Origin of the sequence: Cognatishimia sp. (genome assembly GCF_964229375.1) — a bacterium.
In the GTDB taxonomy this organism is placed as follows: Bacteria; Pseudomonadota; Alphaproteobacteria; order Rhodobacterales; family Rhodobacteraceae; genus Cognatishimia.
In genome coordinates, this window is the sequence record NZ_CAXREH010000192.1 from 18,842 (window position 1) to 36,800 (window position 17,959).

Sequence of the window (17,959 nt, forward strand, 5' to 3'; positions counted from 1 at the left end):
TCGCGGTCGGGCCGCTGTCAGACCAGATCTAGCGCGCTTGCGTATCAGGTTTCGACTGTGTTTGGAGCGACGCTTGCATCACGCAGAATCTGTATTATGCAATTAATATACTGCGTCGCCCTCAGCATCCCCCCGCTACCTAAGCTCTGACACCGCTTCATGCACCGCTTGTTTCCAATCGGGGCGTGTGATGCCAAATGCGGCCTCTAGCGAGAGGCAATCCAATCGCGCGTTCAAAGGACGCGGCGCGGTTGTTGGGTATTTGGACGTTGGAACACCCGAAATCGTCACTTGGGTTGTCGCAGCTTCGGCAATCTCCTCAGTGAAGGCTTTCCAGGACACATCCGGCGCACCGGCCAAGTGGTAGACGCCCGACTTTTTCGGTGAGGCTTTCAGCTGTTTTGCGATGTTAAGACAAGCCTGGGCGACGGCGCGAGCCGGGGTTGGGCCGCCGATCTGATCGTCTACGATCTCAAGGCTGTCGCGCTGATCAAAAAGCGCGAGGGTGGATTTCAGGAAGTTCTTCCCGTGGGCTGAAAACACGCGCGAGACCCGCAAAATCGCATAGTCGGCGCCCGAAGCGGCCACCGCGCGTTCGCCCAAGCGTTTGGAATGCCCGTAGACGCTCAGAGGTGCGGGGCTGTGATCAGGGGTAAAGGGCTGATCGCCCGCGCCATCAAAAACCTGATCGCTCGACAGGTGCACAAAGGGAATACCCAGATCCGCACAGGCAAGCGCGATTGCCCCCGGAGCCACGCCATTGATCAAGCCCGCCTGGCGTTCCTTCAGTTCCGCCCGATCAATCGAAGAAAACCCCGCGACATTGATCACCGCTTTCGGCGCGAGCCTGCGCACGAGGTCTGCACAGGTTTGTGGATCGGACAGATCCGCATCCTCACGCCCCAAACACCGCACGCTGGGATCCAATTCGGCCAGTTCACATGCAATCTGATCTGTTTTTCCAAACACGAGAATAGTCATCTATTTCACCTTGCTGTTTTCTGCCCGCTGCACATCAGGCGGGGCAATTTGTGTGCCTAAAAGGCATTGCGGCGATCAGTGTCGCAGCCAAATGCCGGTTAAATTATCGGTCTTTGTCAGATTGGCCTTTTCGAAATTGCTGCGGGCTTTTGCCGACCCGTTGTTCAAACAGGCGGCTAAAGGCCGTCCGGCTGGAAAACCCGACCATATCCGCGATGCGTTTTACGGGCGTTTTGGTGTCTCGCAACAGAACCGCGGCCTTGCGCAGTCGCAAATCTCGCAGCAGATCGATTGGCCCGCTGCCGTAGGCCGCTGAAAACCGGTTGGCGAATGTCGAGCGGCTCATGCCAACCCGCTCCGCCAGACTTTCCACCGTGTGCGGCTCTCCGGGCGCATCCAGCATCACACGCAGCGCATCCCAGACCTGCGGGTCACGCAGCGCCGCCATCCACCTCAGCCCGCTGTCGTCATCGTTCAGTCTGCGCCGGAAAATCTCGATCATACACTGGGTGAGAAGCGCCTGTATCATGGCGCGGCTGCCTGTTGTTGGCGCGCTGATTTCATGCAGCAAGGCCGCCAAAGTCGCGTGAAGGGGGCTCTCTTCGCAGATGTTCTCAACCAAAGGACTGCGGATCAAATCGACCACATTCTCGGCCCCGCGCAACCCGACGCGGACGTGGGCACAGAGCGCGATAAGTTGGCCTTCGGCTTTTTCATCCGTCGAGGGTTTCAACAGATGCTGCAGCTGTAATTCCGCTGGCTTGCACTGCGGAACGGGGTCGTTGCGCCCGGTTTTGCTACGCAGCGTATGAGTTTGCAGAGCAGGCACCAGGATCAAACTGCCAGGCTTGATCGGGATGTCTGGCGACGATTTCAGCTCTAGTACGCCCTCTCCGGAAAGGACGTAGTGCAGGATGGCCGTCGTGTCCTGCCCAAGGCCCAAATTGCTGGATCCGTTCAGCTCGCATACAGCAAAAGGTTCGGGCAGAATGTTAAGGTGGTCGAAAACATGTTCATAATTCATGCACAATGAGTTAGGCGACCACGATACGAAATGATACGCTCTTTTTTCGAATGGCACACATTCGATACAAAAAGATACATCGCCCTTCATACGTTTGTCTTACCGAAACTTTTAGGAAAGACGGATTTATGAACAACCAAGATGATGACCTGAAAAACCAATCGCTGTCGCGACGCGACGCGCTACGCGGTGGATTGATGGCGTCTGCTGCGGGTGCGGCAGCGGTTGTGGGCGCAGCCCCTGCGCAAGCGATGTCCGCAGATGATCCTTACGCAGATCCAGAGAATCCTGCGCTGCCCCCTTCTGATATGAAGCTTGACCTCAGCCGTGCAGCTGTCGTGATCATCGATCCCCAGATCGACTTTTTGCACCCAGAGGGCGTGACCTGGGGTGTGATTGGCCCAAGCGTTCAGCAGCACAACACCGTCGACAACATCGAAGCGCTCTTTAAGGTCGCGAAAGAGGTCGACATCGTCACTGCGGTATCGCCTCACTATTACTACCCAACCGACCACGCGTGGAAATTCGAAGGTGCGCTTGAAAAGCTGATGCACAACATCGGCATGTTCGATCTCGCTGGCCCTCTGAACCTGGACGGATTCGAAGGTTCCGGCGCAGACTGGATGCCACAGTACAAACAGTACATCGATGACGGCAAAACCATCGTGACATCTCCGCACAAGGTCTATGGCAATGACACCAACGACCTAAGCCTGCAGCTGCGCAAAGCCGGTGTTGATCAGGTGATTTTGGGCGGCATGTCAGCCAACCTCTGTGTCGAATCCCACATGCGTGAGCTGCTTGAGGACGGGTTCGAAGTGGCCGTTGTCAAAGACGCGACCGCAGCGGCGAAAGTTCCAGAGGGCGACGGGTATCTGTCCGCTCTGATCAACTTCCGCTACATGGCGAACGCCGTTTGGTCCACTGAAGAAGCCGTTGCCCAGATCCGCGCAGCAGCTTGACAGGCCTTAGGTGACAGCGCAGCTACGGCTGCGCTGTTGTCGTGTGCATACCGTCACAAAATCCCCTCAACCTAGGCAAACCCCATGCGTGATCCGGCACTTCAAGACGACAGAAACCTGCGCACGGCTTTGCGCCGAGGCTTCATGATGAAATGTCCACGATGTGGCGAGGGACGCGCGCTTCACCGCTATCTCAAGGTGAAACCAACATGCGATGTGTGCGATCTGGATCTCTCCCGCGCCCGCGCCGATGATGGCCCGGCCTATTTCACCATTCTGATCGTTGGACATTTGGCAGGCTTTGCACTGCATATCATCTGGTCTTTGTGGGAGCCCACTGCCTTGGTCATGGCCCTGACAGTGTCTCTTGGATCCATCGCGCTGTCGCTGGCACTGTTGCCGCGGATCAAAGGCGCGTTGATCGCGTTCCAATGGGCCAAGAAAGTGCACGGCTTCTAAGACGCATCTTTGACATCCAAGCATGAAAAAAGGCGAGGCCCTTGTCAGGCCCCGCCTTTTGTCGTTGTTTGGGCCGCCGCGACAGCGGCCCTTACGCGTGGATCAAAAGAGGTTCTTGCTGTCAGACGCAAATGTGGGGAACGCCATTGGCATATCTTTCAGCTCGCTTGCCGTGATGCCAAAGCGGATCGCCATGGCGAAGATATGGATCAAATCCTCACCGTGATGCCCGACCAAATGCGCCCCGACAACTTTGTCGCTGTCCGCATCGATGAGTACTTTCGCCCACGCCACAGGCTCGCCATAGCTTTTGGACGAGAACCACCCTGTCATGTCATTGACCGAAACTCTGACATTGATCCCTTGATCCCGCGCCTCTTGTTCTGTCAGACCAACCGTGCTGAGCGCGGGAACCGTGTAAACCGCACTTGGCGACGCCAGGTAATCAGGCGTTTTTTCCGCACCGTTCACGATGTTATGCCCAACGACACGGCCCTCATGGGTCGCAATCGGTGACAATTGAGGCGACTGAACCAGCGCATCGCCTGCCACCCAAATCGCCGGGTTGGATGTCGAACGCAAATACTCATCCACATCGATCTTGATACCATCGTGGGCGACATTTGCCGCCGCCAGATCCAGCCCATCGACATTGGCCACACGCCCTGCCCCGTTGACGACACGGTCGGCCTCGATCTGCTGCGTCTTGCCATCGTGGGTATAAAGGACAGTCAGACGCCCGTTTTCTTCGTGGATTTCGTGCACGCGTACATCTGTTTTCACGTCGATCCCCAGATGCTCTGATTGGCCACGAATGGCGGCAACCGCATCTGCATCGATACGTGGCAACAGCTGAGGCGCCGCCTCTAAGATCGTCACCTTGCTTCCGGCGTGGGCATAGACATGGCTGAATTCCATCGCGATCACACCGCCGCCGATAAAGACGACCTCTTTGGGCAGCTCGGACTCTGACATCACCTCGTCTGATGTAATCATCAGTTCGGCCCCAGGAATGGGCAGTGCGCGCGGCTTTGAACCCGTCGCAATCACGATATTCTCGCCCTCGATGCGTTTGCCGTTGACCTCAACGGTATTGGGCCCCACGAATTTCGCACGCCCCTCAAAGACGGTTCCGCGCTTTTCGGCCACGCCCTTCATGGCACCCGGAATAAAGCCGATCATATCGTCTTTGCGTTCGATCAGCTTTGCCCAGTCAAGCTTTGGCGTTCCAACGGAAATACCATGCGTTTTGGCCAAGGAAATCTCATGCATGCTGTGTGCCGCCGCAACCAGCACTTTCTTTGGCGTACATCCGCGGTTTGGGCACGTACCGCCAAAATCGCGCTCTTCAATGAACGCAATCGACTTGCCGGCCTCATGCGCAACGGCAGAGACGCCAAACCCAGCGTTCCCGCCACCTATAACTACAATATCAAACTTGGGCATCGCTATGTGTCCTTTCTCGTCCAGTGTCTGAGTTCGCTGCAGTATAGATAGGAAGTCGAATGTATCATTTCGTATCGATGTTGTGCGCGTGCCTTAAATTCATGGATTCTGGCGCAGTATCCGCCCACCCCATGTCGCCGTTCCACTTTTTCGAAAGAGAGAGCGCGCTTAAAAACCTCGCGATTTGCCCTGCCAAAAAAGCCGCGAAAGACCCGACAGGAACCTTGTTAGTTACATTTTCAACCAATATTCCCGAAGGAGCGATGCCGGGTGCCACCCGCTCCCGATCAACAAAAAGGAAAGCCAATGGCCAAAGCTTTTGCCTCCCAAGGCGACATGACCGAAAAACCCATCACCTTTGACGAAATCGGCGATGGGCTCTGGGCTTTCACCGCAGAAGGCGATCCGAACTCTGGCGTTATTATTGGCGACAAAAGCGTGATGATTGTCGAGGCGCAAGCCACCCCGCGTCTGGCCAATAAAGTCATCGAAAAAGTGCGCAGTGTGACGGACAAGCCGATCAGCCATTTGGTGCTGACCCATTATCACGCGGTGCGCGTTTTGGGGGCATCGGCCTATGGCGTGGATCAGATCATCATGTCAGACGCAGCCAGATCGATGGTTGTCGAACGCGGCCAAGAAGACTGGGACAGCGAATTCCAACGCTTCCCGCGCCTGTTTGAAGGACACGAGAGCATTCCCGGCCTCACCTATCCCACCACGACCTTCAGCGACTCTATGACGGTTTACCTTGGCAAACGCCGCGTCGACATCAAACAGATTGGCCGGGCCCATACAGCGGGCGATGCGGTGATCCACGTGCCGGATCAGAACGTCATGTTCACCGGCGATATCGTCGAGGACCACTCGGCCTGCTATTGCGGCGACGGCCATTTTGCCGATTGGGGTAACACGTTGGATCGCATCAAGGCCTATGACGTTGACGCAATTGCACCGGGTCGCGGCGGCGCACTGATCGGGAAAGAGGCCGTAGATCGCGCCATCGAAAGCACCCGTGACTTTGTCAAAAGCACCTACGAGCCCGCCGCAAAAGTCGCCATGAAAGGCGGCAGCCTGAAGGACGCGTGGGATGCCGTGCGCGACGCATGTGACCCCAAGTTCAGCGACTATGCGATTTACGAGCACTGCCTGCCCTTCAACGTCTCGCGTGCCTATGACGAGGCCCGCGGCATCGCGCATCCTCGCATCTGGACCGACAAACGCGACCTCGAGATGTGGTCCGCCCTGCAAGGGTAATCTTACTGCCACGGAGGCTTGAAAATGGTCCAAGCGCGCTACAGCACCGCATTCACCTTGTATCCATACAAGGCCAACGCCGATCAAACGGGCCCACAAAGACGCGTGCCTGTTCTGATCGTCGGCGGCGGGCCTGTCGGCCTTGCAACAGCGCTAGACCTTGGTCGCAAAGGCACTCCGGTGCTTCTGTTGGATGACCACGAGGGTCCGGGCCTTGGATCAAAAGCCATCTGTTTTGCCAAGCGGACGCTGGATATTGCCCATCGTCTGGGAGCAGGACAGACAATGGTCGACAAGGGTGTTGTCTGGAACATCGGCAAAGTCTTTAACCAGGACGACAAGCTCTTCGAATTCAACCTGTTGCCCGAAGGCGGGCATCGCAATCCTGCCTTTATCAATCTGCAACAGCCCTATTTCGAGCATTTCCTGCACGACGCCATTCTGGATGAACAGACCAAGGGCGCGCCGATCGAAATTCGCGGTCTCAACCGTGTGACATCGCTTGAAAGCAAAGACGATCACGTGGTGGTCTCTGTGGACACACCCGACGAGTCCTATGTCATCGAAGCCGATTGGCTTATCGCCTGTGATGGCGCGCGTTCGCCTTTGCGCACGATGCTAGGTCTGGGGTTTGATGGCCGCATCTTTGAAGACAACTTCCTGATCGCCGATGTGGAAATGCGCGCTGATTTTCCGACGGAACGCTGGTTCTGGTTCCGCCCCCCGTTCACCGAAGCGCAATCCACCCTCTTGCACAAACAACCCGACGACATCTGGCGCATCGACTTTCAGCTGGGCTGGGACATCGACCGTCAGGCCGAACTTGACCCAGACCGCATCCGTGCGCGCGTCGATGCCATGCTGTCTTTTCAAACCGGCGAAGTGCCGGAGTATGATCTGCACTGGACGTCGATCTATACATTCCAATGCCGCCGCATGCAGAATTTCCGCCATGGACGCGTCTTTTTTGCCGGCGACAGCGCGCATCAGGTTTCGCCGTTCGGGGCGCGAGGCGCGAATTCTGGCATGCAGGATGCGGAAAATCTGGCGTGGAAACTGCACGCCTATTTGCAAGGCGACGCGCCTGAAACGCTGTTGGACAGCTATAATCACGAGCGTGGCTTTGCGGCAGATGAGAACATCCTGAATTCATCCCGTTCAACGGACTTCATGACCCCAAAATCCGGGGTCTCCATGGTCTTTCGGGACGCCGTCCTTGACCTCGCGCAACACTATGATTTTGCCCGGCCGTTGGTGAATTCAGGGCGTTTGTCGATGCCTTGTGTGTATGATGACTTTCCGCTGTTTGGCGCCGACGAGCTGGCAGCCCCCCCGCGCACGCGACCCGGTGCCTCATGCACAGATGCGCCCGTCGCAGAGGGCTTTTTGCTCGATCACCTGCCCTCAGATTTCGCCCTGTTGGTGATCGGAGACCAAGTCGCGCAGGCCAACGGCTTTGACGACTTGCCCGTGGTGTCTGTTCCCGCCCCGTCGCCAGAGCTGAAAGACCGCTATTTGGGGGACGCGTCTGGAGCGGTCTACCTTATTCGGCCCGATCACCATATCGTGGCTCGCTGGGCAACTTTTGATGCGGGCAACGTCAACGCAGCGCATGCGCGCGCTTTGGGAAAGGAAACATAATGTCCTTAAATCTGACCCCGAATATCGACGCACCCGATAGCTTTTACCAAGCCCTGATCGCCGCGCATGAGGGCATGTCCGAAGAGGAAAGCCACGCCTATAACGCGCGTCTTATTCTGGTGCTTGCCAATCATATCGGGGATGAAACCACCCTGCGCGAAGCTTTGGCGGCCGCGAACGTCAAAGGGACGCAATAACACGCGCCGGGCCCGTCAGCCCGGAGCACCCAATTCATCTGTTGCGACCCTAGTCGCTGACCAGTGCCTTGGCCTTTTGCGCCGCACCTCGGATCGCCTTGGCAAACAAGGTGACGTCGATCTCGGTCGCCACAAAAGTTGCTCCAAGATCAAGGCAGGCCTTCTGCATGTCCGGTTGCAGCGTCAGAATGCCCGCAGCCTTGCCGGATTTCACGATCCGTGCCATCGCATCCAAAACCGCGGCCTTCACTTCGGGCGCATCTGCATTGCCAATAAAGCCCATGTCGGCAGCAAGGTCAGCAGGGCCGATAAAGACGCCATCAACGCCCTCAACCTCTAAGATGTCATCCAGGGCCGCGAGACCTGCGCGGTTTTCCACCTGAACCAACAGGCAGATCTCGTCATCGGCGGTCTGAAGGTAGTCTGGGATCGCCGAGAATTTGGACGCACGCGCCAAAGAAGAGCCAACGCCGCGCACCCCGTGCGGAGGATAGGTCACGGCACGCACCAACTCGCGCGCGTGCTCCGCGCTTTCAACCATCGGAATCAGCAGCGATTGCGCGCCGGCATCCAGCAGCTGTTTGATCATCCAGGTTTCACCGATCGGCGTGCGCACAATGGCATGGCTGTCATAGGCCGCCAAGACTTGCAGCTGCGCCAGAATAGACCGCAGATCATTCGGCGCGTGCTCGGAGTCAACCAGCAGCCAGTCAAATCCGGCCGTCGCGCTGATTTCTGCGATATAGGGATCGGCCAAACCCAGCCAGCATCCCATCTGCGGAGTCCCCGCTTTGATCGCGGCTTTGAAGGGGTTCTTTGGGCTGGGCATAGGTCTCTCCTTAGTCAAACCGCACGTCGACGGTGCCGAAATTCCCGAAGTCCGCATGAATATGCGTCCCTGACGGGCATTCAACGGGGCGAATAAAACTGCCAGACAGAATGACCTGCCCCGCTTCGATGCTTTGACCGTATTGTGCCATGCGACGCGCCAGCCAGACAACGCTTTCCACAGGATCGTTCAGAACTCCGGCGCCCAGACCCGTCTCTTCGATCTCGTCGTTGCGGAAACACATCGCGCCGACCCAACGTAGATCAAAGGCATCAACCGCGTGCTGTTCGGCACCCAGAACGATGCCTGCATTGGCCGCATTGTCACTGATGGTGTCATAGACCTTTCGGGTCGCGCCAGTTTCAGGATCCTGACGCAGAATGCGCGTGTCCAAAATCTCGATCGAAGGAGCCACATAATCAGTTGCGGCGATCACATCGTCACGGGTGGTATCGGCCCCGGCCAGTGATGATTTCATGACAAAGGCAATCTCGGCTTCCACGCGCGGCTGAATGAACCGACCCGCAGGCACCACAGCGCCATTGTCAAACGCCATATCGTCAAACAGGATCCCGCTGTCGGGGATGTCGATGTTCAGCGCATATTGCATCGCCTTCGAGGTCAGGCCGATCTTCCAGCCGATCACTTTCTGACCTGCCGCCAGTTTGGCGCGGTAGATGGCGTTTTGCACCTCATAGGCGTCATCCATCCCCATTTCGGGATAGCGGCGCGTCAAAAGCCCGATCTGCTGACGGGTCTTTTCTGCCTCAAGCAGAGCGGCGGCGGCGGCGGCGTGCTGCTCTGGAGTCATACCGCTTCATCCTCAATCGTGTTGCGCAGGGTGCCGATCCCTTCGACCTCTACTTCGACGATATCACCGGGCTTCAGGTATTTTGGCGGGTCAAACCGCGCCCCTGCTCCGGTTGGTGTTCCGGTGACAATGATGTCCCCCGGCTGCAGCTCCATAAAGGTCGAGATATACTCGATCTCGCGGCGGATCGGGAACATCATGCGTTTTAGGACATCGTCCTGACGGACTTCGCCGTTCACGCGTGTGATGATGCGGGCCTCATCCAGCTGTGCGGCATCCGTGAAGGGCACCAGCCAAGGACCAATTGCGCCTGATTTGTCCCAGTTCTTGCCTTGCGTCACATTGAATTTCGCATGGCGCAGCCAGTCGCGGATCGTGCCCTCATTACACAGGGTCAGCGCCGCAATGTGATCATAGGCGTCCTCTTGTGCAATCCGGCGTCCAGCCTTGCCGATCACGATGGCAACCTCGCCTTCATAATCCAGCGCCTCGCTTTCCGGCGGGCGGATCAACGGGCGTCCATGACCCGTGAAACCAGAGGCAAAGCGCGGGAAGAGTGACATATATTTCGGCTGCGCGGTGCCGTCTTTGTATTCGGCATTGCGGTCGGGAAAGTTCACGCCAACGCACAGAATACGCGGAGCATTGGGCATCACCATTTCATAGTCAAAATCTGTATGCGTGACAGCTTTGCCTGCGGCGGCGGCCTCCAGCTGATCCAGCGCTCCGGCCTGGATCACGTCCAACAGGGTTGGCCATTCAGGAAAGGCCGGACTTAGGGCAATCATCCCTGCATCTGTAACGGCCCCATAAAAGGTCTCACCCTTGTGGCTATAGGTTGCATAGCGCATCAGATCTCTCCTGTTGCGGGGTTGGTCACAGTGATCAAACACTCAGGGGTTGCCTGACGTCGCGAAGACCCCACAGGGGCAGCCTCGCGCAGAAACGACGGGTTTTTCAATGTCTGCATGGTTACGGCGCGATGATTGGGCTGGCTTCGATTGTTGAGTCTTTCGTCTCAACCCCCACGAATTTTGAGCCGTGCTTAAACCAGCTCTCAGGCGCAGGAGCCCCCCAGAGCGTTTGACGTTGCGGGTCTTGCAAGTCCCATTTGATCGGCTCAAGATCCGGATCAACCGTCTGATAATCCGAGCAGTAAATCTCGATCCGGTGCCCGTCTGGGTCAAGGATATACAGGAAGAACGCGTTGGAAATACCATGACGGCCCGGACCGCGCTCGATGTTGGTCACATAGCCGGTGGTCGACATGATATCGAGCAGATCGATGATGTTCAAAGGCGTCGGCACCCAGAAGGCCACGTGATGCATCCGCGGGCCATTGCCGTTGGTAAAGGCCATGTCATGCACGCCGCCTTTGCGGTGCATCCAAGCAGCCCAGATTCGGTTGCTTTCTTCATCCTCGGTATATTCGGTCACGCGAAAGCCGAAATCGGAATAGAAGGCAACAGCCTCATCCACATTGGATGAGAAGCAGTTGAAGTGGTCGATGCGCAACGGCTTTACGCCGCTATAAGTCCCGTATTTCTGATGGATGGGCTCCAGACGATCCATCTTGTGATAGAACTCCAGCGGGATACCCATGTTGTCAGACGTCAGCAACGTACGACCCTGATAGGGGCGTTCTACCCATTGCGTCGGACGACCCTTGGATTTGAAATAGACTTCAGCCTTGTCCAGATCCGCCTCGTCAAAGGTTTTGAACCCCATGACCTCGACCGTGCCGGGAACGTCAGATTTCTGCAAAATCACACAGTGATGACCGCGTTCTTCCATCGCGCGCAAATAGATATGCGTGTCGTTCTCATCCGTGACCTGAAAGCCCAGAATATCGACATAGAACTTTCTGGACGCGGCAAGGTCTTTGACATTCAAACAGATGTGGCTCAGCCGGATGACGTTGAAATCAGGGTAAAGATTTGGGGCTGGTACGGGCATAGGATCCTCCTATCAAACGGGGTGTGAACTTTGGTCTGTCCGGTGCCATGGCGCGGCCATGACCAAAGTTGAGACATGCGGCGGTCTGGCGACCGGGGTTATTGGACCCCCAGTCGCGAAATTTTATGTTGGCCAGTGGCAAAGCCGATGTGCTTTTGCTCCATATAGAACTCGAACGACCAGTCCCCGCCGTCGCGGCCAATACCGCTGGCTTTGACGCCGCCAAATGGTGTCGGCAGGTGCCGCACATTCTCAGAGTTCACCCAGATCATCCCGGCCTCAAGCTTGTTGGTAAAGCGCAGCGCACGGGTCAGATCATTGGTCCAGACATATCCTGTCAGGCCATAGAGCGTGTCATTGGCAATCGACAGAGCCTCTTCCTCGGTCTTGAAAGGAATGGATGTCAGAACCGGGCCAAAGATCTCTTCCTGCGCAATACGCATCTGGTTGTTTGCACCAGTGAACAACGTCGGACGCACGAAATAGCCCTCATCCCCCAGTGGCTCGCCCCCGGCCGCAATAGTCGCGCCGTCGTCTTTGGCGATGTCAAAATAAGAGACCACTTTGTCATAGTGTTCTTGCGTGACCAGCGGACCGATTTCAGTGGTGGGATCCAGAGGATGCCCCACTTTGATATTGTTCACCCGCTCTATCAGCTTGGCTTCGAAATCATCCTTGATGCTCTCCTGGATCAACAGGCGGGACGAGGACGTGCAGCGCTCGCCGTTGATCGAATAGATCATAAAGATCACCGCATCCAAGGCGCGCTCCAGATCGGCATCGTCAAAGACGATAACAGGGTTCTTGCCACCCAACTCCAGGTGATTGCGCTTCAGCGTGTCCGCACCCTGTTTGGTGATCAGGCTGCCCGTGCGGCTTTCGCCAACAAATGCAATGGCCTTGATCTTGGGGTGCTCACAGAGCGCACGGCCCGCGTCTTCGCCAAACCCGTTCACTATGTTCAGAACACCCGCTGGCAAACCTGCTTCTTCAGCAATCTCCACCAACAGACGCGCGGTCAAAGGCGAGGCCTCGGCAGGTTTGTGAACCACGGTACAGCCTGCCGCCAAAGCAGGTGCGATTTTCCATGTCGACAACATGAACGGCGTGTTCCAGGGCGTGATGACACCGACTGGGCCAATGGGCACACGGGTCGTGATGTTCATCAGGGTCGGGGACTGCAAATGCTGACCATCACGCGCCTGAATCACCTGATCCGCGAAATAGCGGAAGTTTTCGGCACCACGCAGGGCCGCCTTGGACATGAACCGCAGCGCCTGACCAGTATCCCAGCATTCACAAAGCGCGATGTCCTCGGCCCGCGCCTCGATCCCTTCGGCAATCGCAATCAGGATCTTGCGTCGTTGCACCGCCGGCATATCGCGCCACTCTGCAAAGGCATCCGACGCCGCAGTTGCAGCCGCATCGATATCAGCCGCCTCGCCCCGCGCCACCTGACAGATGTGGGATTTGTCGACCGGAGAGCTGTTTTCGAACTGCCCCCCTGACCCATCGCGATCTTCACCCGCAATGCGGTTTTTGATGCCCCCCTCTTGGAACCGCGCCAGCAGCCCCTGCAGCTTTTCGATATTTTGCTCAAGAACGCTCATGTTCAGTCCCCCAGGTGATCTCGGATATTGCCAAATTTCGGCGACATCTCTGCATCGATGTCTCGTACTTCTGCCGACAACGCGATCGAGGCCTCGGCCATGGCCGGCGCGATAAAGGCTTTGGCGGCCTCAAATAGTCTTTGGATGGCGTCTTGCTTGACATCCTTAGGTCGCCCTTCGCGCAGGCGCAGCGAGATATCAATGAACCCATGTTTTGGGTCGCCATCTGCTATGGAATAATGATCGACACGAATGGCCCGCACGCGAATTCCCGGCATCGGCAAGGCATCAATCTGAACCGCTTCTGCACGGATCGCGTCGCAGAAGGCAGCCATGTCAAGGGTGGCCTCAAGGTTGCCAGAATAGTCGATATGGATGTGCGGCATGCATATTCCTTAACATGTTAATTGTTGTCATGTTAAATTGCCGGTACTTGTTATGTCAACACGGAATTGGATAGTAGGGTACAAATTCGCTGTGGCACTCAAAAAAGAGAATACAGGCATGTCAAAGCTCCCGACAACCGCACGATCTCTTCCGATCTCTCTGATCCGCGCGCGCGAAGGGGTCATGGCCCCGATCCGCGAGATGCTGTCAGAAACCGGGATCACCGAACAACAATGGCGCGTTCTGCGTGTGTTGAAAGAACATGGGCCGATGGATTCAACCACATTGGCCGACCGCGCCAGTCTGCTGTTCCCCAGCCTCACCCGGATCACCCAAACCATGCGCAAGAAAGGTCTTCTGACCCAGACGCGGGACGAACACGACCGGCGCCGTCAAATGATCGAGATCACCCCGGCCGGTGTGACAATCATCGACGACAACATGGACCAAGCCAGCCAAATCGTAGCCCAGTTCAAAGCGACCCTGGGCGAAGCTCAATACGAGCAGCTGTTGGATTTGCTCGCCTTGCTAGACCCCGACAACACCGCGAGTTGACGGACATTCCGTGGGCGGTCGCAGCTGAGTGTACTACTCCGCCAATATGCGTTTTGGGTTGTAGTCGTAGTCCAAACCCACCACGCGCAAGTCCGGCTTTTCAGCCTCGCTTTCGCTGGTCTGATCCTGCTCCGAGAAGACCACATCGACGATCTCAGACGTTGGCCGAAAGCCCAAGGAAGATGCAACCAACAGCTTCCTCAGCTGAACAAGATCGCGCTTGGTCGCAAGGTTCAGAATGTCTTCAAGCAGAATAGTCAGCTCTGACATCGACAGACTCAGTTCCTGCGCACGCATGATGCGGGAATGGCTGGTCTGCATGGGTGAATTGCCAATCAGCAATTCTTCAAACAGCTTCTCGCCGGGACGCAATCCGGTAACCTTAATACCAACATCACCCGAGCCGCCCTCATCTTCCATGAAGGGCGTCAACCCATGCAGGCGCACCATTTTTTGTGCCAGATCAAGAATGCGAACAGGCTCGCCCATATCCAGTACGAAAACATCGCCACCTTCGGCCATCGATCCCGCTTGAATAACAAGCTGTGCCGCCTCGGGAATTGTCATGAAGTATCGATTGATGTCCTTATGCGTGACCGTGATCGGGCCACCGTCCTCAATCTGCTTCTTGAACCGCGGAATAACAGACCCCGAAGACCCAAGCACATTGCCGAAACGCACCATCGAGAAAACGGTCCCATTTTGACCAGACGCCATTGCTTGGCAGACCAGCTCGGCAAGCCGTTTTGAGGCACCCATAAAGTTGGTTGGGCGCACCGCCTTATCCGTGGAAATCAAAGTAAATGATTTCACCCCGTGTCGCACGGCAGCTTGCGCAATCGTCATCGTCCCAAAGACATTATTACGAAGGCCTTCGACCACGTTTTGCTCGACCAACGGAACATGTTTGTAGGCCGCGGCATGGTAAATTGTATCGACGTTGAAAGCCTCAATGATTGCCGAGACACGCTTTTCATTCTGGACAGAGCAAATGGTCGGGAACAGCAGCGTGTCCCCACAGCCTTCTCTCCGACAATACTCCATCAGTTCATCATGAATGGTATAAAGCGCGAATTCCGAAACATCCAAAAGGACAAGTTTCTTCGGCTGCTGCTTGACGATCTGACGACACAGCTCGCCACCAATCGAGCCACCGGCGCCGGACACCAAGACCACTTGATCGCGAATATTTTTGGCCATCAATTCAGGTTGTGGCGGCACCGGATCGCGCCCCAGCAACTCTTCGATAGACACATTGCGCAGCTCACTGACGCTGGCTTTGCCTTCGATCAGATCAACCATGCCAGGCAAAGTCATCACTTCGACTGGGAACTGTTCCAGCTGACCAATGATATTCTTGCGGATCTTGCGCGACGCACTGGGCATAGCCAAAAGAATGGCCTGAACGCCAAGCTGTTCCAGAGAACGCGATGCCTTGGCAAAAGACTGCACACGAAGCCCCGCGACTTCAAAACCCTGCAGCCGTTCGTTGTCATCAATCAACAACACAGGCTTATATTCCCCACTGCGGGAAAGCGCATTCAACAACTGCCGCCCGGATTCACCCGCACCGTAAATCGCGACTTTTTTCCGATGATCCTGTCGCGACGATGTATGCAACACACGCATGGTCACACGCGCACCGCCTGACATCAGGGTCAGCATCAAAAAATAGATGAACGGAACTGAACGAGGAACAGCCAGGTCAAACGCCTGGGATGCAATCAGCATGGTCAAAGCCGAGATCCCCGCACCTGCAGCGACAATCCTGATCGCCTTGGTCGAGACAAATCTTACAATGGCGCGATAGTGCCCAAGCACAGCAAACACGCCGATGGTAATTGGCAGTACAAAAGCCAAAACAAGCCAAGGGGTAGGATTGTACAGGGCGTCAAAACTGTCGAGACGCAGAACCATAGACAGCGCAAACGCGATGACGATCATGACTGCATCGGCCAAGACCTGAACCAACCGTTTGGTGGTCCTATCTAAGCGAAAAAGAATTTGGAGAAGATTTTCAAACATCAATTCATTTCCCGCTGTCGTCCAACGTCAATACAGCCGTAAGGCGTGCTCGGCTAGAGGCTTCAAGAAAGATCACGCAAAAGACGAAAAGAAACAGTGGCCACAAAAATGTAGCGCTAGCAAAAACAAACATTTGGCCCCCAAAATAAAAAAGCTTACTAAAAAACTATAGATGGCGTGTGTAACCTATGTATAACAATTTCACCTCGCAAAATAAAGGCGACTTGCACAATTCCGGCATTCCATACTGTTCCAATTTTGTCAGACTAATGCCAATTCACAGCAGCAAATTTCCCAAACAATATCATTGGTTGTAGCCGACTGTTTCGAATTAGGATAACACCAAACCCAACTAAATTGACCCGGGACTATTTCAAATGAACCTTCTGCGCTCGACTGCCATCGCGCTCACACTTGCACTGACTTCGGGATGTGGGGTGACCTACACAAGTCCGCGTGTTTCAGCAGAAGACACAGCTTATGACGTAAACGTCGTATCTCTCACACCAGATGTTGTATCGCGCGCGAATTCGAGTCGCTACGTGCCCAAACGCCTGCCCCGCGCATTTTCGCAGACGGCCGGTCAGGGCGGACGGTTTCAAGGGATTGGCTCTATTCCTGACGCGCCAGAAGTTCCGACTCGTCCCGCTCCGGGATCATTGACATTAAACCTTCCACCTGAGGTAGAGCCAGAAACCTACACAATCGGTGTCGGCGATGTTGTACTTTTTGCAACTCGGGCAAGCGGGTCTCTGCCAATCGAAGCGGCGACAGGCCTCGCCACAGCTCAGAGTCAGCGTCAAACCTTCACGGTCCGTGACGATGGGGCCATAGCGATTCCCGAGGTTGGCGCTGTCCCCGTAGAAGGCCTAACACTCGAGGTCGCCGAAGAACGCCTGTTCCAACGGTTGGTGCAAAATCAGCTCGACCCAGAATTCAGCCTCGAGATCGCCGAGTTCAATTCCAAACGTGTATCCATTGGCGGTGCCGTCAAAAGCTCGGCTTTGGTTCCGATCTCTCTGAACCCTTTGCGGCTTGACGAAGCAATTACGACCGCCGGCGGCATTACGCTTGAAAGTCAGGACTTCGGGTCCATCCGCATCTACCGCGACGGGAACCTCTATCAGATCCCCCTCGAGGCTTATTTCACACGCCCCAACGTTCGTAAAATCATGTTGATCGACGGTGACTCGGTTTATGTAGACGGCACGTATGATCTCACCAAGGCACAAGAGTATTATCGGCAACAGATCGAAGCCATTGGCCTTCGTCAGTCAGCCCGCAATGCAGCCCTTGCTGAACTGGGCACCGAAATCAATCTGCGCCGCACCGAGCTTGCCGAGCAGCGCACCAATTTTGAAGCCAAGCTCGAGGCCGGTGCCATCGAGCGCGACTATGTCTACCTGGCTGGCGAAGTCAGCCAACAGGCGCGCGTTCCCCTGCCGTTTGAGACCAAAGCAAGTCTGGCTGACGTGATGTTCGAGGGCGGTGGCCTACCCACATCGACCGGCGACCCTGCGCAGATCTATGTTCTGCGCCAAGGCAACGGCAAAACTCTCACGGCCTATCATTTGGACGCCCGCAACGTTGTGAACCTAACTGTCGCAACCAAATTTGAAATGCGGCCAGACGATATTGTCTTTGTCCAGGAACAGCCGATTACGGTATGGGGCCGCGCGCTGGCACAAGCCTTCCCAGCTCTCATCAACGTGACAGCGGCAAGCGTGTCTCAATAGGGACACGCCGCACAAAAACTGCTATAAGCACCAAGTTGGGCTCAAAGAAACCGGGGCGCCTCTGCAAAAGGCGCCCTTATTTT

The 17,959-nt window shown here is 56.0% G+C and carries 17 protein-coding genes; 7 read left to right on the plus strand and 10 right to left on the minus strand.

Features of this window, described 5'->3' with window-relative positions; translation table 11 throughout:
- Positions 1–135 precede the first annotated feature (135 nt).
- Together rfbD and ACEQWH_RS14285 are read right to left on the minus strand one after the other, a co-directional pair.
- A complete protein-coding gene (rfbD, locus tag ACEQWH_RS14280) occupies positions 136–981 on the minus strand; it encodes a dTDP-4-dehydrorhamnose reductase (RefSeq protein WP_370231934.1) in 846 nt (281 codons plus the stop codon).
- A gap of 103 nt (positions 982–1,084) precedes the next feature.
- Complete coding sequence (locus ACEQWH_RS14285) at positions 1,085–2,005, minus strand: helix-turn-helix domain-containing protein (protein WP_370231936.1); 921 nt, start codon at positions 2,003–2,005, stop codon at positions 1,085–1,087.
- Between the two features lie 128 nt (positions 2,006–2,133).
- Between ACEQWH_RS14285 and ACEQWH_RS14290 the strand changes: the two genes are divergently transcribed.
- Positions 2,134–2,967, plus strand: coding sequence for a cysteine hydrolase (locus tag ACEQWH_RS14290; RefSeq protein ID WP_370231937.1), 834 nt, complete (start codon positions 2,134–2,136; stop codon positions 2,965–2,967).
- Between the two features lie 84 nt (positions 2,968–3,051).
- Entirely contained in the window at positions 3,052–3,426 is a 375-nt protein-coding gene (locus tag ACEQWH_RS14295; RefSeq protein WP_370231939.1) for a DUF983 domain-containing protein, read from the plus strand.
- 102 nt (positions 3,427–3,528) lie between these two features.
- Here ACEQWH_RS14295 and ACEQWH_RS14300 read toward each other — a convergent pair whose 3' ends face one another.
- Positions 3,529–4,872, minus strand: coding sequence for an NAD(P)/FAD-dependent oxidoreductase (locus tag ACEQWH_RS14300; protein WP_370231940.1), 1,344 nt, complete (start codon positions 4,870–4,872; stop codon positions 3,529–3,531).
- Between the two features lie 306 nt (positions 4,873–5,178).
- Here ACEQWH_RS14300 and ACEQWH_RS14305 point away from each other — a divergent pair, with 306 nt between their 5' ends.
- The 3 genes from ACEQWH_RS14305 to ACEQWH_RS14315 are packed head-to-tail and all read left to right on the plus strand — an operon-like array spanning position 5,179 to position 7,967.
- A complete protein-coding gene (locus ACEQWH_RS14305) occupies positions 5,179–6,129 on the plus strand; it encodes an MBL fold metallo-hydrolase (RefSeq protein WP_370231941.1) in 951 nt (316 codons plus the stop codon).
- Between the two features lie 24 nt (positions 6,130–6,153).
- Positions 6,154–7,770 carry an FAD-dependent oxidoreductase gene (locus ACEQWH_RS14310; protein ID WP_370231943.1) on the plus strand — a complete coding sequence of 539 codons (1,617 nt, stop codon included), beginning with the start codon at positions 6,154–6,156 and terminating at the stop codon, positions 7,768–7,770.
- Positions 7,770–7,967, plus strand: a complete 198-nt coding sequence (locus tag ACEQWH_RS14315) for a DUF2783 domain-containing protein (protein WP_370231944.1) — start codon at positions 7,770–7,772, stop codon at positions 7,965–7,967. The genes ACEQWH_RS14310 and ACEQWH_RS14315 overlap by 1 nt, the downstream gene beginning before the upstream one ends.
- Positions 7,968–8,016: 49 nt before the next feature.
- Here the strand turns inward: ACEQWH_RS14315 and ACEQWH_RS14320 are convergent, their stop codons facing one another.
- From ACEQWH_RS14320 to ACEQWH_RS14345, 6 genes are all read right to left on the minus strand, one after another.
- Positions 8,017–8,796: an aldolase/citrate lyase family protein gene (locus ACEQWH_RS14320; protein ID WP_370231946.1), complete on the minus strand. Its 780-nt coding sequence runs from the start codon at positions 8,794–8,796 to the stop codon at positions 8,017–8,019.
- Positions 8,797–8,806: 10 nt separating this feature from the next.
- Positions 8,807–9,607: a 2-oxo-hept-4-ene-1,7-dioate hydratase gene (hpaH, locus tag ACEQWH_RS14325; protein ID WP_370231948.1), complete on the minus strand. Its 801-nt coding sequence runs from the start codon at positions 9,605–9,607 to the stop codon at positions 8,807–8,809.
- On the minus strand, positions 9,604–10,458 hold the full coding sequence (locus tag ACEQWH_RS14330; RefSeq protein ID WP_370231950.1) for a fumarylacetoacetate hydrolase family protein: 855 nt from the start codon (positions 10,456–10,458) through the stop codon (positions 9,604–9,606). The genes hpaH and ACEQWH_RS14330 overlap by 4 nt, the downstream gene beginning before the upstream one ends.
- 121 nt (positions 10,459–10,579) lie before the next feature.
- Positions 10,580–11,563 carry a 3,4-dihydroxyphenylacetate 2,3-dioxygenase gene (hpaD, locus tag ACEQWH_RS14335; RefSeq protein WP_370231952.1) on the minus strand — a complete coding sequence of 328 codons (984 nt, stop codon included), beginning with the start codon at positions 11,561–11,563 and terminating at the stop codon, positions 10,580–10,582.
- A 98-nt stretch (positions 11,564–11,661) separates the two neighbouring features.
- Positions 11,662–13,173, minus strand: coding sequence for a 5-carboxymethyl-2-hydroxymuconate semialdehyde dehydrogenase (hpaE, locus tag ACEQWH_RS14340; protein WP_370231954.1), 1,512 nt, complete (start codon positions 13,171–13,173; stop codon positions 11,662–11,664).
- Positions 13,174–13,175: 2 nt separating this feature from the next.
- The gene (locus ACEQWH_RS14345; RefSeq protein ID WP_370231955.1) at positions 13,176–13,559 is read right to left on the minus strand and encodes a 5-carboxymethyl-2-hydroxymuconate isomerase; all 384 of its coding nucleotides are present in this window, start codon (positions 13,557–13,559) and stop codon (positions 13,176–13,178) included.
- A gap of 118 nt (positions 13,560–13,677) precedes the next feature.
- On the opposite strand from ACEQWH_RS14345, the gene hpaR reads away from it, so the two are divergent.
- On the plus strand, positions 13,678–14,115 hold the full coding sequence (hpaR, locus tag ACEQWH_RS14350; RefSeq protein ID WP_370231957.1) for a homoprotocatechuate degradation operon regulator HpaR: 438 nt from the start codon (positions 13,678–13,680) through the stop codon (positions 14,113–14,115).
- Positions 14,116–14,148: 33 nt separating this feature from the next.
- Here hpaR and ACEQWH_RS14355 read toward each other — a convergent pair whose 3' ends face one another.
- Positions 14,149–16,074 carry a polysaccharide biosynthesis protein gene (locus ACEQWH_RS14355; protein ID WP_370231959.1) on the minus strand — a complete coding sequence of 642 codons (1,926 nt, stop codon included), beginning with the start codon at positions 16,072–16,074 and terminating at the stop codon, positions 14,149–14,151.
- A gap of 443 nt (positions 16,075–16,517) precedes the next feature.
- Between ACEQWH_RS14355 and ACEQWH_RS14360 the strand changes: the two genes are divergently transcribed.
- Entirely contained in the window at positions 16,518–17,876 is a 1,359-nt protein-coding gene (locus ACEQWH_RS14360; protein ID WP_370231961.1) for a polysaccharide biosynthesis/export family protein, read from the plus strand.
- The last annotated feature ends 83 nt before the right edge of the window (positions 17,877–17,959 follow it).